General features: G+C 54.7%; 24 protein-coding genes and 1 other annotated feature. Of the genes, 16 read left to right on the plus strand and 8 right to left on the minus strand.

The genetic code is table 11. The features are described 5' to 3' along the window. Positions 1–394: 394 nt before the first annotated feature. The gene (locus V1566_RS15815; RefSeq protein ID WP_395303942.1) at positions 395–1,039 is read left to right on the plus strand and encodes a LysE family translocator; all 645 of its coding nucleotides are present in this window, start codon (positions 395–397) and stop codon (positions 1,037–1,039) included. Between the two features lie 35 nt (positions 1,040–1,074). Here the strand turns inward: V1566_RS15815 and V1566_RS15820 are convergent, their stop codons facing one another. Next, positions 1,075–1,695, minus strand: coding sequence for an L-threonylcarbamoyladenylate synthase (locus V1566_RS15820; protein WP_003856793.1), 621 nt, complete (start codon positions 1,693–1,695; stop codon positions 1,075–1,077). Continuing rightward, positions 1,692–2,573 carry an RNase AM gene (gene rnm, locus V1566_RS15825; protein ID WP_395303943.1) on the minus strand — a complete coding sequence of 294 codons (882 nt, stop codon included), beginning with the start codon at positions 2,571–2,573 and terminating at the stop codon, positions 1,692–1,694. Before rnm ends, V1566_RS15820 begins: the two co-directional genes overlap by 4 nt. A gap of 139 nt (positions 2,574–2,712) precedes the next feature. Between rnm and trpL the strand changes: the two genes are divergently transcribed. From trpL to yedF, 8 genes are all read left to right on the plus strand, one after another. Beyond that, entirely contained in the window at positions 2,713–2,757 is a 45-nt protein-coding gene (trpL, locus tag V1566_RS15830; RefSeq protein WP_106993556.1) for a trp operon leader peptide, read from the plus strand. Then, positions 2,734–2,828 (plus strand) — a sequence feature (Trp leader region). It overlaps the preceding gene by 24 nt. 23 nt (positions 2,829–2,851) lie before the next feature. After that, entirely contained in the window at positions 2,852–4,414 is a 1,563-nt protein-coding gene (locus tag V1566_RS15835; protein WP_395303944.1) for an anthranilate synthase component 1, read from the plus strand. Beyond that, complete coding sequence (trpD, locus tag V1566_RS15840; RefSeq protein WP_395303945.1) at positions 4,414–6,009, plus strand: bifunctional anthranilate synthase glutamate amidotransferase component TrpG/anthranilate phosphoribosyltransferase TrpD; 1,596 nt, start codon at positions 4,414–4,416, stop codon at positions 6,007–6,009. The genes V1566_RS15835 and trpD overlap by 1 nt, the downstream gene beginning before the upstream one ends. A gap of 3 nt (positions 6,010–6,012) precedes the next feature. After that, positions 6,013–7,371 (plus strand): bifunctional indole-3-glycerol-phosphate synthase TrpC/phosphoribosylanthranilate isomerase TrpF, encoded by a 1,359-nt coding sequence (gene trpCF, locus V1566_RS15845; protein WP_395303946.1) that lies wholly within the window; start codon positions 6,013–6,015, stop codon positions 7,369–7,371. Positions 7,372–7,381: 10 nt separating this feature from the next. Then, the gene (gene trpB, locus V1566_RS15850) at positions 7,382–8,575 is read left to right on the plus strand and encodes a tryptophan synthase subunit beta (RefSeq protein WP_395303947.1); all 1,194 of its coding nucleotides are present in this window, start codon (positions 7,382–7,384) and stop codon (positions 8,573–8,575) included. Next, a complete protein-coding gene (gene trpA / locus V1566_RS15855; RefSeq protein ID WP_395303948.1) occupies positions 8,575–9,384 on the plus strand; it encodes a tryptophan synthase subunit alpha in 810 nt (269 codons plus the stop codon). The genes trpB and trpA overlap by 1 nt, the downstream gene beginning before the upstream one ends. Positions 9,385–9,566: 182 nt before the next feature. Then, entirely contained in the window at positions 9,567–10,778 is a 1,212-nt protein-coding gene (gene yedE / locus V1566_RS15860) for a selenium metabolism membrane protein YedE/FdhT (RefSeq protein WP_395303949.1), read from the plus strand. After that, a complete protein-coding gene (yedF, locus tag V1566_RS15865; protein WP_003856774.1) occupies positions 10,775–11,008 on the plus strand; it encodes a sulfurtransferase-like selenium metabolism protein YedF in 234 nt (77 codons plus the stop codon). The genes yedE and yedF overlap by 4 nt, the downstream gene beginning before the upstream one ends. Before the next feature lie 42 nt (positions 11,009–11,050). Here yedF and ompW read toward each other — a convergent pair whose 3' ends face one another. Then, positions 11,051–11,683 carry an outer membrane protein OmpW gene (gene ompW / locus V1566_RS15870; RefSeq protein ID WP_023312086.1) on the minus strand — a complete coding sequence of 211 codons (633 nt, stop codon included), beginning with the start codon at positions 11,681–11,683 and terminating at the stop codon, positions 11,051–11,053. A gap of 282 nt (positions 11,684–11,965) precedes the next feature. Between ompW and V1566_RS15875 the strand changes: the two genes are divergently transcribed. The 4 genes from V1566_RS15875 to yciA all read left to right on the plus strand — a co-directional run bounded on the left by V1566_RS15875 (position 11,966) and on the right by yciA (position 14,235). Then, entirely contained in the window at positions 11,966–12,370 is a 405-nt protein-coding gene (locus tag V1566_RS15875; protein WP_395303950.1) for a YkgJ family cysteine cluster protein, read from the plus strand. Positions 12,371–12,395: 25 nt separating this feature from the next. Then, on the plus strand, positions 12,396–13,139 hold the full coding sequence (locus V1566_RS15880; RefSeq protein WP_395303951.1) for a YciC family protein: 744 nt from the start codon (positions 12,396–12,398) through the stop codon (positions 13,137–13,139). A 56-nt stretch (positions 13,140–13,195) separates the two neighbouring features. Further along, the gene (locus V1566_RS15885) at positions 13,196–13,735 is read left to right on the plus strand and encodes a septation protein A (RefSeq protein WP_023312088.1); all 540 of its coding nucleotides are present in this window, start codon (positions 13,196–13,198) and stop codon (positions 13,733–13,735) included. A gap of 104 nt (positions 13,736–13,839) precedes the next feature. Continuing rightward, the gene (yciA, locus tag V1566_RS15890) at positions 13,840–14,235 is read left to right on the plus strand and encodes an acyl-CoA thioester hydrolase YciA (RefSeq protein ID WP_023335966.1); all 396 of its coding nucleotides are present in this window, start codon (positions 13,840–13,842) and stop codon (positions 14,233–14,235) included. Between the two features lie 38 nt (positions 14,236–14,273). Here yciA and tonB read toward each other — a convergent pair whose 3' ends face one another. Beyond that, a complete protein-coding gene (gene tonB / locus V1566_RS15895; protein ID WP_395306004.1) occupies positions 14,274–14,990 on the minus strand; it encodes a TonB system transport protein TonB in 717 nt (238 codons plus the stop codon). A gap of 220 nt (positions 14,991–15,210) precedes the next feature. On the opposite strand from tonB, the gene V1566_RS15900 reads away from it, so the two are divergent. Continuing rightward, positions 15,211–15,507 carry a YciI family protein gene (locus tag V1566_RS15900; protein WP_032656697.1) on the plus strand — a complete coding sequence of 99 codons (297 nt, stop codon included), beginning with the start codon at positions 15,211–15,213 and terminating at the stop codon, positions 15,505–15,507. Positions 15,508–15,548: 41 nt separating this feature from the next. Here V1566_RS15900 and V1566_RS15905 read toward each other — a convergent pair whose 3' ends face one another. The 3 genes from V1566_RS15905 to V1566_RS15915 all read right to left on the minus strand — a co-directional run bounded on the left by V1566_RS15905 (position 15,549) and on the right by V1566_RS15915 (position 17,512). Further along, the gene (locus V1566_RS15905) at positions 15,549–16,502 is read right to left on the minus strand and encodes a GNAT family N-acetyltransferase (RefSeq protein WP_395303952.1); all 954 of its coding nucleotides are present in this window, start codon (positions 16,500–16,502) and stop codon (positions 15,549–15,551) included. A gap of 93 nt (positions 16,503–16,595) precedes the next feature. After that, on the minus strand, positions 16,596–17,231 hold the full coding sequence (gene leuE, locus V1566_RS15910) for a leucine efflux protein LeuE (protein ID WP_395303953.1): 636 nt from the start codon (positions 17,229–17,231) through the stop codon (positions 16,596–16,598). Between the two features lie 107 nt (positions 17,232–17,338). After that, positions 17,339–17,512 carry a YciY family protein gene (locus tag V1566_RS15915; RefSeq protein ID WP_021240326.1) on the minus strand — a complete coding sequence of 58 codons (174 nt, stop codon included), beginning with the start codon at positions 17,510–17,512 and terminating at the stop codon, positions 17,339–17,341. Positions 17,513–17,670: 158 nt separating this feature from the next. Between V1566_RS15915 and cls the strand changes: the two genes are divergently transcribed. Together cls and V1566_RS15925 are read left to right on the plus strand one after the other, a co-directional pair. Beyond that, positions 17,671–19,131 (plus strand): cardiolipin synthase, encoded by a 1,461-nt coding sequence (gene cls, locus V1566_RS15920; protein ID WP_008502791.1) that lies wholly within the window; start codon positions 17,671–17,673, stop codon positions 19,129–19,131. Between the two features lie 33 nt (positions 19,132–19,164). After that, positions 19,165–19,494 (plus strand): HI1450 family dsDNA-mimic protein, encoded by a 330-nt coding sequence (locus tag V1566_RS15925; protein ID WP_006810881.1) that lies wholly within the window; start codon positions 19,165–19,167, stop codon positions 19,492–19,494. A 31-nt stretch (positions 19,495–19,525) separates the two neighbouring features. Here V1566_RS15925 and V1566_RS15930 read toward each other — a convergent pair whose 3' ends face one another. Then, the gene (locus tag V1566_RS15930; RefSeq protein WP_395303954.1) at positions 19,526–20,362 is read right to left on the minus strand and encodes an ion transporter; all 837 of its coding nucleotides are present in this window, start codon (positions 20,360–20,362) and stop codon (positions 19,526–19,528) included. Between the last annotated feature and the right edge of the window lie 40 nt (positions 20,363–20,402).

Below are 20,402 nucleotides of genomic sequence, written 5' to 3' on the forward strand. Positions count from 1 at the left end.
TAAAACAACGAGTTAGCTAAATATCAACTTAACTCACTGATCTGTAATTCTTTCATGGTACACAGCATGGCAAACAACGTGTCACACAAGCTGTCACACACAATGATCGTGGGCGCACATACTACACTAACTTTAGCCTAAAAGATTCAACAAGTTTTATGCGTCTGAGTCCCGGCATTGATAGCTGAAACACGCTAACCCGTCGAAACCACGTCGTGTTGAAACAAACCAGTCTTTTTCGCCAGATGTAAATGGAATTCTCCGCGAGGCAATCAGAAAGGAACGCGTGCTTATATTGATGCTGGCACCTTCTTGCTAGCATAAAAAACACTATTTAATGCATAATAATTCAATGTTAGCATTGGTGTTAAATGTAGAGTTTTCGGAGATGACTATGCTGGACATAACAAACTTTGGGCTTTTTGCCCTGTCTGTTTTTCTTCTTTCCATCACACCAGGGCCTGACATGGCCTACGTGATAGGTCAAAGTGTGGCTAACGGAAGACGAGCGGGGATCATCTCTGCTGCAGGCGTGGCTTTAGGTAGCTGTACCCATGCTGTTGCAAGCGCAGTGGGATTAACTGCTTTGATTACAGCTTCTCCACTGATGTTCACCATCATTAAGTATCTTGGTGCGGCTTATCTGATGTATCTCGGCAGTAAAATGGTTTTGGGAACATTTACAAAACAAACCGCCAATCGCCATGAAGCTGAACCCGTGAAGACAAAATCTACTCTTACGAATCTGCTTTCTAAAGGCTTTATTACAACCTTGACCAATCCGAAGGTGCTCTTATTCTTCATCTCCTTCTTCCCCCAGTTTGTTTCACCAGGGGGTGAACATCACACCACTTCTTTCCTGGTTCTGGGTATGGTCTACGCGCTGATAGCATTTTTGACAGATATCGCTTTTGCTGTTCTTGCAGGTAGCGCCGCCGGTGCAGTTTCTCAGAATAGAAGATTGCAGAAAATGCTGGATCGAATTGTTGGCGTAACATTTATAGGGTTAGGTCTACGCCTGGCATTGACTCGCCGTTGAGAATAGGGGGCGTTGTGCCCCCTTATTCCTTGGGTTTACAAGAAAGGCTTTACATCACCCACACCTTCACGAATCACTTCCGGTGCATCTTCGGTTAAGTCGACCACGGTGGTCGGCTGCTGGCCGAGATAACCGCCGTGAATAATCAGCTCGACCACCTTCTCCAGACGATCTTTAATTTCTTCCGGATCGGACTCGGTAAACTCACTTCCCGGCAGCATCAGCGAGGTAGAAAGCATCGGTTCGCCGAGGGTTTCCAGCAGCGCCTGCGCAATCGGGTTAGACGGCACGCGCATACCGATGGTTTTACGTTTTTCCTGCAGCAGACGACGCGGTACTTCCTTCGTGCCCTTCAGAATGAAGGTGTAGTTACCCGGCGTGTTGTTCTTAATCAGGCGGAACGCCACGTTATCGACATACGCATAGGTCGACAGCTCAGAGAGATCGCGGCACATCAGGGTAAAGTTATGGCCGTCCGGCAGTTGGCGAATACGGCAAATGCGTTCCATCGCCCCTTTATCTTCAATTTTGCAGCCCAGCGCGTAGCCGGAATCGGTCGGGTAGACAATCACGCCGCCTTTACGGACGATCTCCACGGCCTGGTTGATCAGACGTGGCTGCGGGTTATCCGGATGGATATAGAAAAACTGACTCATACTTCCCTCTCTTCAATTTGCTGCGGCTGTTCCCAGAGCTGCCAGACCGGCTCAACGCCAGCGGGCAACCAGAGCTTGCGCCCCAGTTCGATCCAGGCGCAGGGCTGATGAAAATCAGATCCCTGTGACCCAAGCAGGCCGAACTGGCGGGCATAGGTCGCGAGCTGCGCGCGCTCGTTGGGCGCCTGCTGACACTGGGCGACTTCCATCGCCTCGCCACCGCATTCGGCAAAGTGCGCCAGCAGTCTTTTCAGCCATTTAGCAGAAAGATTATACCGTCCCGGATGGGCCAGCACGGCCTTACCGCCAGAATGATGAATCACATCAATAGCTTGTTTTATTGTACACCACTGGGGCGGAACGTATCCGGTTTTCCCGCGCGCCAGATACTTTTTAAAAACATCCGCCATGGTCGTCGCTTTGCCGGCTTCTACCAGAAAACGGGCGAAATGACCGCGAGTGACCGCCCCGCCGTTCGCCATCTTTTGTGCGCCTTCCAGCGCGCCCGGAATATGCGCCTTTTCCAGACGCTCGCCGATCATCTCTGCACGCTGAGTGCGGCGCGTTTTTTGTTCTTGCAAAAATGCAGTCAGTGCCGGATGGTCTATATCGATGTTCAGGCCAACGATATGAATCTCATGGTTTTCCCAGAGGGTTGATATCTCGACGCCGGGTATCAGATTCAGCGTCAGCCCGCAGCGGGCAATTTCGGCGCGCGCCGCCGGAATGGCATCTGTCGTATCGTGATCGGTTATCGCCAGCGTGCCGACGCGCATGTCAACGGCGCGATGGACCAGCTCTTCGGGTGTCAGCAGGCCGTCAGAAGCCTGAGTATGGCTGTGTAAATCATAAATAATGGCGTAGGTGGTATCGCTCAAAGCACTTCCCGTAACAGGTTGGAGACATCCGAAACCACTATGATACCGACTTACGTTGAAATTCTGAAATCAAGGGTTGACAATATGTCATCGAACTAGTTAACTAGTACGCAAGTTCACACGAGAAAGGTATCTGAAAATGACAGCACATTTCACTCTGCACGGTTGGTGGCGTACTTCCTGATCCTCGGGCAGTGTCACGCGTCTGCGAAATGCAAACAGATACCCAGCCCGCTTCCAGGCGGGCTTTTTTTTGAACAAAAAATGAGAACAATATAATGCAAACAGCCAAACCACATCTCGAACTGCTGACCTGCGAGGCGGCCTATCGCCACAACCCCACCGCGCTGTTTCATCAGGTCTGCGGTGCCCGTCCGGCAACGCTGCTGCTGGAATCTGCGGATATCGACAGCAAGGACGATCTCAAGAGCCTGCTGCTGGTCGACAGCGCGCTGCGCATTACCGCTTTAGGTGACACCGTCACAATTAAGGCACTGTCAGACAATGGCGCATCGCTGCTGCCGCTGCTGGATGCCACCCTGCCTTCAGGCATTGAAAACGAACGTCATCCAGAAATGCGCATTCTGCATTTCCCGCCGGTGAGCCAGCTGCTGGACGAAGACGCGCGCCTCTGCTCCCTGTCCGTTTTTGATGCCTTCCGCCTGCTGCAGAACCTGGTCACCGTGCCGGAAGACGAGCGTGAGGCGATGTTCTTCGGCGGGCTGTTCGCTTATGACCTGGTCGCCGGATTTGAAGATTTGCCGGAAACCGAGCAAGGTAACCGCTGCCCGGACTATTGTTTCTATCTGGCTGAAACGCTGCTGGTGATCGACCACCAGAAGCAATACACACGCATTCAGGCAAGCCTGTTCACGCCTTCCACTGCTGAGAAAAACCGTCTTGAGCACCGCATCGCTCAACTGCAGCAGCAGATGACGGAAGCGCCGCCTGCACTTCCGGTGCAGCGGGTGGAAAAAATGACGTGCGATGTTAACCAGACTGACGATCAGTACGGCGCCGTGGTTCGCCAGATGCAAAAGGCGATTCGCGCAGGAGAAATTTTCCAGGTTGTTCCTTCCCGTCGCTTCTCTCTGCCCTGCCCGTCGCCGCTCGCGGCCTACGACGTGCTGAAAAAGAGCAACCCAAGCCCGTACATGTTCTTCATGCAGGACAATGAATTCACGCTGTTCGGCGCCTCGCCGGAAAGCTCGCTGAAGTACGACGCCACCAGCCGTCAGATTGAGATCTACCCGATTGCCGGAACCCGTCCACGCGGACGTCGCGCCGATGGCTCCCTGGATCGCGATCTGGACAGCCGCATCGAACTGGAGATGCGTACCGACCACAAAGAACTCTCCGAGCACCTGATGCTGGTTGACCTGGCACGTAACGATCTGGCACGCATTTGCACCCCGGGCAGCCGCTACGTGGCGGACCTGACTAAAGTCGACCGCTATTCGTTCGTGATGCACCTGGTCTCCCGCGTGGTCGGTGAACTGCGCCACGACCTCGACGTCCTGCACGCCTACCGCGCCTGCATGAACATGGGCACCCTGAGCGGTGCGCCAAAAGTACGCGCCATGCAGCTGATTGCCGCCGCCGAAGGACGCCGTCGCGGCAGCTACGGCGGCGCGGTGGGTTACTTCACCGCACACGGCGATCTCGACACCTGCATCGTAATCCGCTCCGCCTATGTTGAAGACGGTATTGCCACCGTCCAGGCGGGGGCCGGGATTGTCCTTGATTCTGTTCCGCAGTCTGAAGCAGACGAAACGCGCAGTAAAGCCCGTGCGGTCCTTCGCGCCATTGCTACCGCACACCATGCACAGGAGATTTTCTGATGGCTGACATTCTGCTGCTCGATAATATCGACTCCTTTACCTATAACCTGGCAGATCAGTTGCGTGCGAATGGCCATAACGTTGTTATCTACCGCAACCACGTTCCGGCGCAGACCCTGATTGACCGTCTGGCCACCATGCAAAACCCGGTGCTGATGCTCTCCCCGGGGCCAGGCGCACCGAGCGAAGCAGGCTGTATGCCGGAGCTGCTGACCCGTATGCGCGGCAAGCTGCCGATTATCGGCATCTGCCTCGGTCATCAGGCGATCGTTGAAGCCTATGGCGGCTACGTTGGCCAGGCGGGTGAGATCCTGCACGGTAAAGCATCAAGCATTGAACATGACGGCCAGGCAATGTTTGCCGGGCTGCCGAACCCGCTCCCGGTCGCGCGCTATCACTCGCTGGTTGGCAGCAATATTCCAGCCGGGCTGACCATCAACGCCTCGTTTGAAGGCATGGTGATGGCGGTGCGCCACGATGCGGACCGCGTCTGCGGCCTGCAGTTCCACCCGGAATCTATCCTGACCTCCCACGGCGCCCGCCTGCTGGAGCAGACGCTCGACTGGGCGTTACAGAAGCTGGAACAGACCAATACCCTGCAGCCGATTCTGGAAAAACTGTACCAGGCGCAGACCCTGAGCCAGCAGGAGAGCCACCAGCTCTTCTCCGCCGTGGTTCGCGGTGAGCTGAAACCTGAACAGCTGGCGGCCGCGCTGGTGAGCATGAAAGTGCGCGGCGAAAGCCCGCAGGAGATCGCTGGTGCCGCTACGGCCCTGCTGGAAAATGCCGCCCCGTTCCCGCGCCCGGACTATCAGTTTGCCGATATTGTCGGCACCGGGGGAGACGGCAGTAACAGCATCAATATCTCCACCGCCAGCGCCTTCGTGGCGGCGGCGTGTGGTTTGAAGGTCGCGAAACACGGTAACCGCAGCGTTTCCAGCCGGTCAGGTTCTTCCGATTTGCTCGCCGCATTCGGTATTAATCTCGAGATGAACGCGGAGCGTTCCCGTGAGGCGCTGGATGACCTGGGCGTCTGCTTCCTGTTTGCGCCGAAGTATCACGCCGGTTTCCGCCACGCGATGCCGGTTCGCCAGCAGCTCAAAACCCGTACGCTGTTTAACGTGCTCGGCCCGCTGATCAACCCGGCGCATCCGCCGCTGGCGCTGATTGGTGTCTATAGCCCGGAACTGGTTCTGCCGATTGCCGAGACGCTGCGTGTGCTGGGTTACCAACGTGCCGCCGTGGTGCACAGCGGCGGTATGGATGAGGTTTCTCTTCATGCGCCGACTCTGGTGGCCGAACTGCGCGACGGTGAAATCCTCAGCTATCAGCTGGACGCTGCCGACTTCGGCCTCGCGCCGTATCACCAGGAAGCGCTGGCTGGCGGTACGCCGGAAGAAAACCGTGACATTCTGACGCGCTTATTACAAGGTAAGGGAGAGGTCGCTCATGAGGCCGCCGTTGCTGCCAACGTCGCCATGCTGATGCGTTTGCACGGTGAGGAAGACCTGAAGGCCAACGTTCAAAAAGTTCTGGATGTACTGCGCTCCGGTGCAGCTTACGATCGCGTTACCGCACTTGCGGCAAGAGGGTAAAGAATGCAGACCGTTTTAGCGAAAATCGTTGCCGATAAGGCCATCTGGGTGGAAGCCCGCAAGCAACAGCAGCCGCTTGCCAGTTTCCAGAATGACGTCGTCCCAAGCCAACGTCGTTTCTATGATGCCCTGCAGGGTGCGCGCACCGCGTTTATTCTAGAGTGCAAAAAAGCCTCCCCGTCGAAAGGCGTTATTCGTGACGATTTCGACCCGGCACGTATTGCCGGCATTTATAAGCATCATGCGTCAGCCATCTCCGTGCTGACGGATGAGAAATATTTCCAGGGCAGTTTCGATTTTCTGCCGATCGTCAGCGGCATCGCGCCGCAGCCGATCCTGTGCAAAGACTTTATTATCGACCCGTATCAGATCTGGCTGGCGCGCTTTTACCAGGCCGACGCCTGCCTGCTGATGCTCTCCGTGCTCAACGACGAGCAGTATCGCCAGCTTTCCGCCGTGGCGCACAGCCTGAACATGGGCGTGCTGACCGAAGTAAGCAACGAAGAAGAGCTGGAACGCGCGATTGCGCTGGACGCTAAAGTGGTCGGGATCAACAACCGCGATCTGCGCGACCTGTCCATTGACCTGAACCGTACCCGTCAGCTGGCGCCGCGTCTGGGCTCTGGCGTGACGGTTATCAGCGAATCCGGCATTAACCGCTACGCCCAGGTGCGCGAGCTGAGCCACTTCGCCAACGGTTTCCTGATTGGTTCCGCCATGATGGAGCATGACGATCTCAATGCGGCTGTGCGACGCGTGCTGCTGGGTGAAAACAAAGTCTGCGGCTTAACCCGCGAACAGGATGCCCAGGCCACGTACGAAGCCGGGGCGATTTATGGCGGGCTGATCTTTGTCGATTCGTCCCCTCGCGCGGTCAGCGAAGAGCAGGCGCGTAAGGTTATTGCAGCGGCTCCGCTCAGCTACGTGGGCGTTTTCCGCAATGCAGATATTGCAGACGTTGCGGCAAAAGCCGAGGCGTTATCCCTGAGCGCGGTGCAGCTTCACGGCAGCGAAGATCAGGCGTATATCGATGCCCTGCGCGCTGCGCTGGCGCCTCAGGTTCAGATTTGGAAAGCGCAAAGCGTCGGCGAGACCCTGCCCGCACGTAACCTGAACCATGTGGATAAATACGTGCTCGATAACGGCCAGGGCGGCACCGGCCAGCGTTTTGACTGGTCGCTGCTGAACGGCGAGAAACTGGACAACGTCCTGCTGGCGGGCGGATTAAGCCCGGATAACTGTGTAGAAGCCGCCAAAACGGGCTGCGCAGGCCTCGATTTCAATTCAGGCGTAGAGTCAGAACCGGGTATTAAAGATTCCAGCAAGCTGGCCTCGGTTTTTAAAACTCTGCGTGCATATTAAGGAAGAGAAGATGACGACATTACTTAACCCGTATTTTGGTGAATTCGGCGGGATGTACGTCCCGCAAATCCTGATGCCCGCGCTGCGCCAGCTGGAAGAAGCCTTTGTCAGCGCGCAAAAGGATCCGGCGTTTCAGGCGGAATTTACCGACCTGCTGAAAAATTACGCCGGTCGTCCAACCGCGCTGACCAAATGCCGCAATCTGACGGAAGGCACCAAAACCACGCTTTATCTGAAGCGTGAAGACCTGCTGCACGGGGGCGCGCATAAAACTAACCAGGTGCTGGGCCAGGCGCTGCTCGCGAAGCGTATGGGCAAAACCGAAATCATCGCCGAAACCGGCGCAGGCCAGCACGGCGTGGCCTCCGCGCTTGCCAGCGCCCTGCTCGGCCTGAAATGCCGCATCTATATGGGGGCGAAAGACGTTGAGCGTCAGTCTCCGAACGTTTTCCGTATGCGCCTGATGGGGGCGGAAGTGATCCCGGTGCACAGCGGCTCCGCCACGCTGAAAGACGCCTGTAACGAAGCGCTGCGCGACTGGTCTGGCAGCTACGACACCGCGCACTATATGCTCGGTACCGCGGCGGGCCCGCACCCGTTCCCGACTATCGTGCGCGAATTCCAGCGTATGATCGGTGAAGAGACCAAAGCGCAGATCCTCGAAAAAGAGGGTCGCTTGCCGGATGCGGTGATCGCCTGCGTTGGCGGCGGGTCTAACGCCATCGGTATGTTCGCAGACTTTATCGACGACACCAGCGTGGGTCTGATTGGTGTCGAGCCTGCCGGTCACGGCATTGAATCGGGTGAACACGGCGCGCCGCTGAAGCATGGCCGCGTAGGGATCTATTTCGGTATGAAATCCCCGATGATGCAAACCGATGAGGGCCAGATTGAAGAGTCTTACTCTATTTCTGCCGGCCTCGACTTCCCGTCCGTCGGACCACAGCATGCGTATCTGAACAGTATCGGCCGCGCGGACTATGTCTCCATTACCGATGACGAAGCGCTGGAAGCGTTCAAAACGCTGTGTCGCAGCGAAGGGATCATCCCGGCGCTGGAGTCTTCCCACGCGCTGGCGCATGCGCTGAAAATGATTAAAGAGAACCCGGAAAAAGAACAGCTGCTGGTGGTAAACCTTTCCGGCCGCGGTGACAAAGATATCTTCACCGTTCACGATATTCTGAAAGCACGAGGGGAAATCTGATGGAACGCTACGATAACGTATTTGCAGAACTGAAATCCCGCCAGGAAGGCGCGTTCGTTCCCTTCGTCACCCTGGGCGATCCGGGCCCGGAACAGTCGCTGAAGATTATCGACACCCTGATTGAAGCCGGCGCCGACGCGCTGGAGCTGGGTATTCCATTCTCTGACCCGCTGGCGGATGGTCCGACCATCCAGAACGCAACGCTGCGCGCATTTGCTTCGGGCGTAACACCCACCCAGTGCTTCGAGATGCTGGCGGCGATTCGCCAGAAGCATCCGACCATTCCGATTGGCCTGCTGATGTACGCCAATCTGGTGTTCAACCGCGGTATCGATGAGTTTTACGCCGAGTGCGCACGCGTGGGCGTCGACTCCGTTCTGGTGGCAGACGTGCCGGTTGAGGAGTCTGCGCCATTCCGTCAGGCGGCAATGCGCCATAACGTCGCCCCGATTTTCATCTGCCCACCGAACGCTGATGACGAACTGCTGCGCCAGATTGCCTCCTACGGACGCGGGTATACCTATCTGCTCTCCCGCGCAGGCGTGACCGGTGCCGAGAATAAAGCGGCACTGCCGCTGCATCATCTGGTGGAGAAGCTGGCCGAGTACCATGCCGCGCCTCCGCTGCAGGGATTCGGGATTTCATCCCCGGAACAGGTCACCGCAGCGATTGACGCGAAGGCGGCAGGTGCCATCTCCGGCTCCGCGATTGTGAAGATCATCGAAAAGAACGTAGACAAGCCAGAGCAGATGCTGGCCGAGCTGAAAGCGTTTGTAACCGCTATGAAGGCGGCGACGCGTAAAGACTAACCCCTCCACCGTCTGGCATCCCTGCCAGACGGTTACCCTTTCTGCCCTACCATCAACAAAGGATTACGTCAAAATTGATCCTTTCGATATTTTCGGTGTGAATGGCTTTTCAAACTGTCATGTAAGCGTATGATCTGGTCTCTTTTTTTATCTTTAATCCTTCTGAGTTCAGAGGCTTATTCATGTCATGGCAATCCTTCAAACAGACTTACCTGGTTAAGTTCTGGTCACCTGTCCCGGCCGTTATCACGGCAGGCATTCTCTCTACTTATTATTTCGGCATTACCGGTACCTTCTGGGCGGTCACCGGCGAGTTCACCCGCTGGGGTGGTCAATTGCTGCAGCTCGCTGGCGTGCATACCGAAGAGTGGGGTTACTTTAAACTCATTCATCTGGACGGCACGCCGCTTACCCGCATCGATGGGATGATGATCATCGGCATGTTCGGTGGCTGTTTCGCGGCGGCGCTGTGGGCAAACAACGTTAAGTTGCGGATGCCCAAAAGCCGGATTCGCATAATGCAGGCGGTGGTCGGCGGTATTATTGCCGGGTTTGGGGCCCGTCTGGCGATGGGCTGTAACCTTGCCGCTTTCTTTACGGGGATTCCTCAGTTTTCGCTTCACGCCTGGTTTTTTGCTGTCGCCACGGCCATCGGCTCTTACTTTGGCGCAAAATTCACCCTGCTGCCGCTGTTCCGCATTCCGGTGAAAATGACAAAAGTCAGCGCAGCGTCTCCGTTAACCCAAAAGCCCTCTCAGGTGCGTCGCCGTTTCCGCCTCGGTATGCTGGTCTTTTTTGCGATGGTCGCCTGGGCAATGTGCACTGCGATGAACCAGCCCAAACTCGGCCTGGCGATGCTGTTCGGCGTGGGTTTTGGTCTGCTCATTGAACGCGCGCAGATCTGCTTTACCTCAGCATTTCGCGATATGTGGATCACCGGTCGGACGATGATGGCGAAGGCGATTATCGCCGGGATGGCGGTCAGCGCCATCGGTATCTTCAGCTATGTTCAGCTAGGCGTCGAACCGAAAATCATGTGGGCCGGTCCTAACGCGGTCATTGGCGGCCTGCTGTTTGGCTTTGGGATTGTGCTGGCTGGCGGGTGTGAAACCGGCTGGATGTACCGTGCCGTTGAAGGTCAGGTGCATTACTGGTGGGTGGGACTGGGAAATGTTATCGGCTCGACGATCCTGGCGTACTTCTGGGACGATCTGTCCCCGGCGCTTGCCACAAGTTGGGACAAGGTCAACCTGCTGAGTACCTTCGGCCCCCTCGGTGGCCTGCTGGTCACCTATGCCCTGCTGCTGGTCGCTTTTTTACTGGTTGTCGCGCAGGAGAAACGTTTCTTCCGTCGTGCGAGTGTTAAAACAGAAACCCAGGAGAATGCTGCATGAAAGAGATCGTGCCCGATTACCGCCTGGATATGGTCGGCGAACCCTGCCCTTATCCGGCTGTTGCCACGCTTGAAGCGCTACCGCAGCTCAAGAAAGGGGAAATTCTGGAAGTGGTCAGCGACTGCCCGCAGTCCATTAACAACATTCCGCTGGATGCGAAAAACCACGGCTACACGGTGCTGGATATCCAGCAGGATGGCCCGACCATTCGCTATTTGATTCAGAAATGAGAAATGATATGCGCCCCGTCGGGGCGCATTGAACGGCCGGGATCAGAAACGATAACCCGCAGAGAACATAAACACCCACGGATCCAGACGAGTATTGATACTTTGCTGCTGACCGCCCGCCTTGAAGCGTACGTCCGTATCAATATCCATGTACCAGACCGAGGCGTTGATCAGCCAGTCGCGGTTAATCAGATAATCCAGACCGACCTGCCCCGCCATACCCCATGAATCTTTAAGGCTGAGGTCCGTCAGACCGGCCTCTTTACCGGTATCGTTAAACTTCTCGTCAAAGAAGGTGGTGTAGTTCACACCGGCGCCAATATATGGGCGAACCTTGCTGCTGGCATCGCCAAAGTACCATTGCGCCATCAGCGTTGGCGGTAAATGGTGAACCGTAGCGATATCACCGGTTGCGCCCAAACCAACGCGATGACGGAACGGCGTTGCAGCCAGAAGCTCAACACCAACGTTTTCCGTCGCCATATAGGTGAACGTTAACCCTAACTGGGTGTTATTACTGACGTTAAAACCGCCCATACCCAGCACGTTATCCGATCCTTCAGTTGGGCGAACCGTAGCCGAACCGGCACGAATAAAGAATTCGCCTGCTTCATGCGCATACGCGCCGCCAGAGAGACTGCTTAATACAAGGGCTGCCACCGCTAATTTTTTCATATCCGCTCCATCGTTGTGGTTTTAATCGCGGGTGAGAATATACTCACAAATGAGTAATAAGTGATCTGCTACAGATCACATTAAAACCAGTAACTTAACATTCATTGATCTGGATTAATTTTTTGTTGCACATCCAAAAGCGATAAGTTGTTTCCATGTCAATTTTTGGCATTTCACAGTTACAAAATTTTCCCTTTTCCCCCTCTTGCTCTTCCTCTGGCGGCTGGATAATTTATCGCTCTTACAAGTTGATTTGATGCGTTCTTCTTTTGCAGGTGTGCCATGAGTGATAAAAACCCGTGCATGACGTGCGGAGCCTGTTGTGCGTATTTTCGAGTCTCTTTCTACTGGGCCGAAGCCAGCGATGGCGGCGGTGCCGTTCCGGTTCATCTCACAGAGCCGTTAACCCCCTTTCTGCGCTGCATGAGCGGCACGAACCAAAAGCAGGTCCGCTGCGTCGCGCTGCAAGGTGAGCCCGGGGTCTCTACCCGGTGTTCCATCTATGAGGATCGGCCCAGCCCGTGCCGGGAATTTGCCATGTCGGGAGAAGATGGGCAGGTCAATGAATCCTGCAATCGCGCCCGGGCGCGCGTTGGATTACCGCCGCTTTACAAAGATATGCTTTTCCATACAAGCCTTGATGCTGCCACAGCAGGTGCATCCGGTGTACAATTGCCGGCTAATTAACACCTGCAATACTCAAGGAGAGTGCATGTCTATCACGGCGAAGTCTGTCTACCGTGACACGGGAAACTTTTTCCGCAATCAGTTCATAACCTTTTTACTGATCGCGTTGCTATGTGCCTTTATCACGGTGGTGCTTGGCCATGCCTTCTCACCGAGTGATGAACAGATTGCCAGCCTGAGCCAGGGTGAGCACCTTGCCGGAAGCGTGGGGCTATTTGAACTGGTGCAAAACATGACGCCGGAGCAGCAGCAAATTCTGCTGCGAGCGTCTGCCGCGTCTACGTTCTCAGGCCTGATTGGTAATGCGGTTCTGGCGGGCGGCGTTTTGCTGATGATTCAGCTGGTATCGGCGGGGCACCGGGTCAGCGCCTTACGGGCGATTGGTGCCAGTGCGCCAGTCTTACCTAAGCTGTTTATCCTGATCTTTTTAACCACCATGCTGGTGCAAATGGGGATTATGCTGGTCGTGGTGCCGGGCGTATTACTGGCTATCGTGCTCTCATTTGCGCCTGTGATGGTGGTGCAGGATAAGATGGGGATTTTTACCGCGATGCGCAGCAGCATCAGACTGGCATGGGCTAATATGCGTCTGGTGGCTCCCGCCGTGATCGGCTGGTTACTCGCCAAAACGCTCCTGCTGTTGTTTGCACCGAATTTTGCGGTATTAACGCCAAATGTTGGCGCCGTAGTGGCGAATACGCTGAGCAATCTGATTTCAGCGGTACTGCTGGTCTATCTGTTCCGCCTGTATATGTTAATTCGTCAGTAACCCTGAGGCGGGTGGCATCGCTGCCTCCCGCCCCGCTCAGAAGATGGAATCACAGAATGAAGCAGTTTCTTGATTTTTTACCGCTCGTGGTCTTTTTTGCTTTTTATAAGCTGTATGACATTTATGCCGCGACCACTGCGCTGATCGTTGCAACCGCTGTTGTACTGATCTACAGCTGGGTTCGCTATCGTAAAGTCGAAAAAATGGCGCTGATAACCTTCGTCCTGGTCGCCGTATTCGGCGGGCTTACGCTGTTCTTCCACAACGATGAATTTATTAAGTGGAAAGTGACCGTTATTTACGCGTTGTTTGCGGGCGCATTGTTAATTAGCCAGTGGGTCATGAAAAAGCCGCTGATCCAGCGCATGCTGGGCAAAGAGCTGACGCTGCCTCAGGAAGTCTGGTCCCGTCTGAATATCGCCTGGGCGGTCTTCTTTATTCTCTGTGGTCTTGCCAATATCTATATCGCCTTCTGGCTGCCGCAGAATATCTGGGTCAACTTCAAAGTCTTCGGCCTGACCGCGCTGACGCTTATCTTCACGTTGTTAAGCGGCGTATACATCTATCGCCACATGCCGCAGGACGACAAGCACTGATTAACGACTGACCAGAACGTCAACGACAGGCGTTCTGGTCTATTCTCTCCGCTGTGAAATCATAGTAGCATCCCGCCTGAAGTCTTCCGTTACGAGTTAAAACAATGACAACAAATAACGCCCCGCAGGGCGAACTGGTTTTACGCACACTGGCAATGCCCGCTGACACCAATGCCAATGGCGATATTTTTGGCGGCTGGCTGATGTCGCAGATGGATATGGGCGGTGCAATTCTGGCAAAAGAGATTGCCCACGGGCGCGTGGTGACTGTGCGAGTGGACGGCATGACCTTCCTGCGCCCGGTTGCGGTGGGCGATGTGGTTTGCTGCTACGCGCGCTGCGTCAAACGCGGCAACACCTCTATTTCCATCAACATCGAAGTATGGGTTAAGAAAGTCTCTTCTGAACCTATTGGGCAGCGTTATAAGGCCACCGAAGCGCTGTTTATTTATGTCGCCGTGGATAGCGAGGGTAAACCTCGTCAACTTCCGCAGGCCTGATCGACAGGAAAAAAAAAGCCTCCATCAGGAGGCTTTTTTTATTCCATCTGCGCCCCGCCGTTCAGGCGGAAAACAATATTCACAATCAGTCCGCTGCCCGGTTTTCCGGCTTCATAGCGCCATCTGCGCATCGCCGATTTCACTTCGCGCTCAAACATATTAGAAGGCTGAGCGGACAAGATTTCCACGTTATCCACACGGCCATCCGCAGTGACGTCAAATTTAACCCGTACGCGGCCTTCAATACGTAAGGCCTGCGCGCGTGCCGGATACTGAGGCTGGTTGCGACTCAGCGCGCGCGGACCCGCGGGGGCGCTGACTGTCGGCTTAGGCGCGGTTGCAGTGTTATTCATCACCGGACGCGAAGGTGCCGTATTCTCCACCGGCTGGGTCGCACGCGGTTCAACCGGACGTTCTTCGCGTTTTGGACGCTCCTCGACCTTCTTCACCGGCTTTGGCTTCGGCTTAGGTTTTGGCTTCGGCTCAGGCTTGTGGATCACCACCGGCGCTTCCTTCGGTGGCGCCGGAACAGGCTCAGGCTCTGGCTCAGCCACCGGCTGTGGCGGCGGAGGGGCAACCTGCAGCGGTTCGAGATCCGCTGGCGATACCATCGTCACCGAAATCGGCTGCGCGGGCGCGGGCATTTCAATAACCTGATGAACCGAGGTATACAGCAAACCCGCCACAACAGCACCGTGAATCACGACAGAAAGCAGCGTCGGCCAGGGAAAGCGGCGAGGTAAATCAAGGGTCATCGAAGTCATAATCATCAACGTTAAAAAACCGAACACTGATTTTAAATGCAAATAGCAATCATATTCAATAAGACACTTTGTTCTGACGCAACTTTAGCGCATGAGAGGCCAAAAAAGGCGCATTCAGATCAGGGTATTAACATTGTTTTTATTTTACATTGCAGTCGTTTGCCCTTTCACATAACGTAACTGACACTTTTACCGGTTAAGGAGCTTCGCCGTGTTTTACGTGATTTACTCTGAAGATGTTGCTGATTCGCTCGAAAAACGCCAGGCCGTGCGCCCTGCGCATCTGGCACGCTTGCAGCTGCTCCAGGATGAAGGCCGTTTACTGACCGCCGGCCCAATGCCTGCAGTAGACAGCAACGATCCGGGCGCCGCCGGTTTTGCCGGTTCCACCGTGATTGCTGAGTTTGAATCTCAGGAAACCGCTCAGGCATGGGCTGACGCAGATCCATATGTTGCAGCAGGTGTGTATGCGAAAGTGACGGTTCGACCGTATAAGAAAGTATTCTGATACCAAAGCGGCTCCGAAAGGAGCCTTTTTGATAGCGGAGGTTATGCGTCTTTATGCCGGGTAAACTGCTGCTCTGTGATAAGGCTTCCCCACTGGTCGCCTTCCCACTCTTTTACTAGCGTAAACCCAAACGACTCGTACAGACGCCGGGCGGCGGTCAGCTTATTGAATGTCCAGAGGTGCACGGCTGAAAAACCGGCGTTATCGCAGAACCGCATCGCTTCATTCAGCAGTTTTTTCCCCACGCCGTGTCCCCGGCAGCCATCATCAAGAATAAACCAGCGAAGATGGGCTTCACCCGACGCCAGATCCTCGCCATCGATCGCCACTGACCCCACTATCCTGCCGGTCATCATCGCCAGCCAGATCTGGTTGCATGGCTTATCCAGGCGTTCACTAAATTCTGCGAGTCCTGTCGCCACTTTGGCCTCAAAAAAGCGGCCAAAATGATGTTCACGAGCGTAATAACTCCCGTGCATTTCCGCTATACGGCCAATCATGCCGGGGATATACCCCTGCACTATCGTAAGCTCGTCAGGGTGCGTCTCGTTGCCCGACTCACGGCATGCCAGCAGCGCATTGGCATAAAGGGAGAGCCCCTCAGAAATGGTCTGCTGCTGGGCAGGAGCAAGACATTTTATTGCTGTGACCACGCGCTCATTGCTGAAGGCATTAATTTTGCTGACCGTCTCGTGACCTTTCGCGGTCAGCCTGAGGCTCTTTGCTCTTGCATCTTCAGGTGAGATCACTTCCTCGATTTCGCCCGCGGCAATCAGGCGAGCAAGCATCCGGCTGACGCTGGACTTTTCCAGGCCCAGCAGTTGCACCAGCTGACTCGCCATCATCTGTTTGCGTAAGGCGATTTCGACCAGGGTATGGACGGCCGAAGGTGAGTAGCTCGTTGAGGCCAGGGTAGAACCCATAAAACCTAACTCTCGCACCATGAGGCGCGAGGAACGTCGAATAGAGCTGACTACCGGGGTTTCGCTGTGCATGTTCTGTCCTCATCATTTAGTTGTACTATACAACTAAATGATGAGGGGTTGTCAAATATATTAAAAAGGCTCCCTCAGGAGCCTTTCAAACCATCAATGCAGCGACGTCAACCTCGCCGCAAATCCGACGAACAGCAGCCCTATCAAACCGTTCCCCAGCTTTGCCAGTTTCTTTTTCGTTTTGAGATAACGCGTGACAAACGCACCGGAGAAGATCAGGAAGCTCATGTACATGAAGCTTATCAACTCCAGCGTCGTCGCGAGGATAAGGAAAGAGGTGCCGGTGCTCTGTGCGTTCACGTCAATGAACTGAACGAAGAACGATACGTAGAACAGAATCGCTTTGGGATTCGTCAGGCTCAATACCAGCGAACGTTTCATGATCATACTGGCAGGTTCGGGGCCGCTCTCATGCGCGTTTTTTTGACGATTCACCACCGACCAGAGCATTTTGCCCCCCAGCCAGAGCAGATAGAAGGCCCCGAGATAACGCACGATATTAAACAGTACCGGCGTGGTCTGGATTAATGCCGCTACGCCCGCCCAGGCCAGAAACATCAGTACCGCATCGCCGATAAATACGCCCGTGGCGGCGAGATACCCTTTTTTAACGCCGTGACCAATCCCGGTTTTGAGCACAAACAGGGTATTCGGCCCTGGCACCAGCACGATAAAAAACGCGCCAACAACATACGTCCAGAAATTCAGTACGCCAAACTCCGCAAACACTTCTCCCTCCTTTTGCTAAACACAGCAGGAACAACGCTGCAAATACGTTATTCCCAAAATCAGACGCTATAAAATCAGCGGGCACCATTACGGTGCCCTCATGGTACTCAGATATCCTGGACTGCGAACAGCAACGCGTTACGATGCCTGGTCATTCCACATTTTCTGATGGCGTGAATACGCATATTGCGGCGGGATTGTGCTTCCAGCCAACGAGCCTTGCGACGACTCACCTGTCGCAACATGCGCCAGCGCCCTACTTCTGTTCTACTGCGCTTCATGTCTACAACTCTTTCTCTAACACTTTTTCTCTAAAAGAAAGGCCATTATAAACCCAACCCGGCAGCAAACCAGCGCTTTTACCTGGCGTTTTTATTTGCCAGATGAATCCTGATGCGTACACTCATAACAATACGCTTTCAAAAGGATTTTTTTACCTATGACAACCTTCTACACCGTGGTGAGTTGGCTGGTCATTTTGGGATACTGGCTGTTAATCGCGGGTGTGACATTACGCATCCTGATGAAGCGCAGAGCCGTACCCTCTGCCATGGCCTGGCTTCTGATAATCTACATCCTCCCGCTGGTGGGAATTATTGCCTATCTCTCTTTCGGTGAGCTTCATCTGGGTAAACGCCGCGCCGAGCGCGCCCGCGCCATGTGGCCCTCAACCGCGAAGTGGCTGAACGACCTCAAGGCCTGCAAACATATCTTTGCCGAGGAGAACAGCAGCGTCGCCTCCTCACTGTTTAAGCTGTGCGAGCGCCGTCAGGGGATTGGCGGTGTTAAGGGCAATCAACTCCAACTGCTGACCTCGTCCGACGACGTCATGCAGGCGTTAATCCGCGATATTCAGCTGGCACGTCATAATATTGAGATGGTTTTTTATATCTGGCAGCCCGGTGGGATGGCTGACCAGGTCGCTGAGTCGCTGATGGCCGCCGCGCGGCGCGGCATTCATTGCCGCCTGATGCTTGACTCCGCAGGTAGCGTGGCATTTTTCCGTAGCCCCTGGGCGGGCATGATGCGTAATGCAGGGATCGAGGTGGTCGAGGCGTTAAAGGTCAATCTACTGCGCGTGTTTCTGCGCCGGATGGATCTCCGACAGCATCGCAAAATGATCATGATCGATAACTATATCGCCTACACCGGCAGTATGAACATGGTTGACCCGCGCTTCTTCAAACAGGACTCGGGCGTGGGCCAGTGGGTAGACTTGATGGCGCGAATGGAGGGGCCGATTGCCACCTCGATGGGCATCGTTTATTCCTGCGACTGGGAGATTGAAACCGGCAAGCGTATCCTGCCGCCGCCTCCGGACGGCAATATTATGCCGTTTGAAGAGGCCAGCGGTCACACCATTCATACCATTGCTTCCGGGCCGGGCTTCCCGGAGGACTTAATTCATCAGGCGCTGCTGACGGCAACCTACTCAGCGCGTGAATATCTGATCATGACGACGCCCTACTTTGTCCCCAGCGACGACCTTCTGCACGCGATCTGTACCGCCGCGCAGCGCGGTGTCGATGTGAGCATTATTCTGCCGCGTAAAAATGACTCCCTGCTGGTAGGCTGGGCCAGCCGGGCATTCTTTAGCGAACTGCTGGCCGCCGGGGTAAAAATTTACCAGTTTGAAGGCGGATTACTCCACACCAAGAGCGTTCTCGTCGACGGTGAACTGAGCCTGGTGGGAACGGTCAACCTGGATATGCGCAGCCTGTGGTTAAACTTTGAAATTACGCTGGTCATTGATGATGCCGGTTTTGGCGGCGATCTCGCCGCGGTGCAGGATGATTATATCTCCCGCTCGCGGCTGCTGGATGCCAGACTGTGGGTAAAACGTCCGCTGTGGCAGAGAATTGCCGAACGACTGTTTTACTTCTTTAGTCCGTTGCTGTAAAACGTGCCCAACGATGTTAAACAGGTAGTCATCATGGAAATGGATCTGAACAATCGCCTGACCGAAGACGAAACGCTCGAGCAGGCCTATGACATTTTTCTCGAACTGGCGGTTGATAACCTCGATCCCGCAGACGTGATCCTCTTTAATCTGCAGTTCGAAGAGCGCGGCGGCGCTGAATTGTTCGACCCTTCAGAAGACTGGGCTGAGCATGTGGATTTCGACCTGAACCCTGACTTCTTTGCCGAAGTGGTGATTGGGCTGGCCGATGAAGATGGCGGCGAAATTAACGATATATTCGCTCGCGTCCTGCTGTGTCGTGAGAAAGACCATAAGCTGTGCCATATACTCTGGCGCGAATAACAAAAAAGGCTGCGATTGCAGCCTTTTTTGTTTACTCCGGCAATTCGCTGCCGCAGCGGTAACAAAACCGCGCGCTGTGTTCATGTTCGCCCTGCTGGCAACGCGGACATTTGCGCTGCTGCTTGCGGCTCTGAAAGGCACTGCTCATGTGCGTGGTAATCAAACCCGTCGGGATCGCAATCACCGAATAGCCAATCAAAATCAGCACTGACGCAACAATGCGACCCAGTGGCGTATGGGGCGTGATATCCCCGTACCCCACGGTGGTGACGGTCACAATGGCCCAGTAGACGGACGCATTGAGCGTCGTAAAGCCATATTTGGGCCCATCTATTAAATACATCAGCGCGCCAAATACAATCATGACGATGGCAATAAACGAGTAGAACAAAATAAGCTGATGCCGCGCGCTGACGATCGCACTCCAGAACACGCGTAATGACGGCATAAAACGCAATAACTTCAGAATACGTAATACCCGAATCACGCGCATTGCTCGCCAGGCAAAGACATAGCTCAGGCTGATCTCCGGCCACAGCCACATCACATAGAGCGGCAGGATGGTGGCTAAATCAATAAATCCCCAGAAGCTGAAAACATATCTGGCCGGATTGGGCCAGGCTATTACTCTGAGGAGATATTCAGCGGTAAAGACCAGGGTAATCGCCAGCTCAAGCCAGACAAAGATATGCCATTCATCGAACGTCAGGTGATATTGCGTCCCCGCACCGGATTCTATAAAGATGACAACCACGCTGAGGAGCGCAAATAAACCGCAAAGACCTTCGAAGCGTCGTCCGGATACCGTTTCAGGATCGAATAAAAAATGATATAGCCGCCGACGGGCTGAGGTAAATAAACGCGACACAGTAACCTCGCAAAAAAATAAGGGCTGACATCATGTCAGC

It is taken from the genome of Enterobacter sp. ECC-019 (genome assembly GCF_043974075.1).
GTDB lineage: Bacteria > Pseudomonadota > Gammaproteobacteria > Enterobacterales > Enterobacteriaceae > Enterobacter > Enterobacter asburiae_D.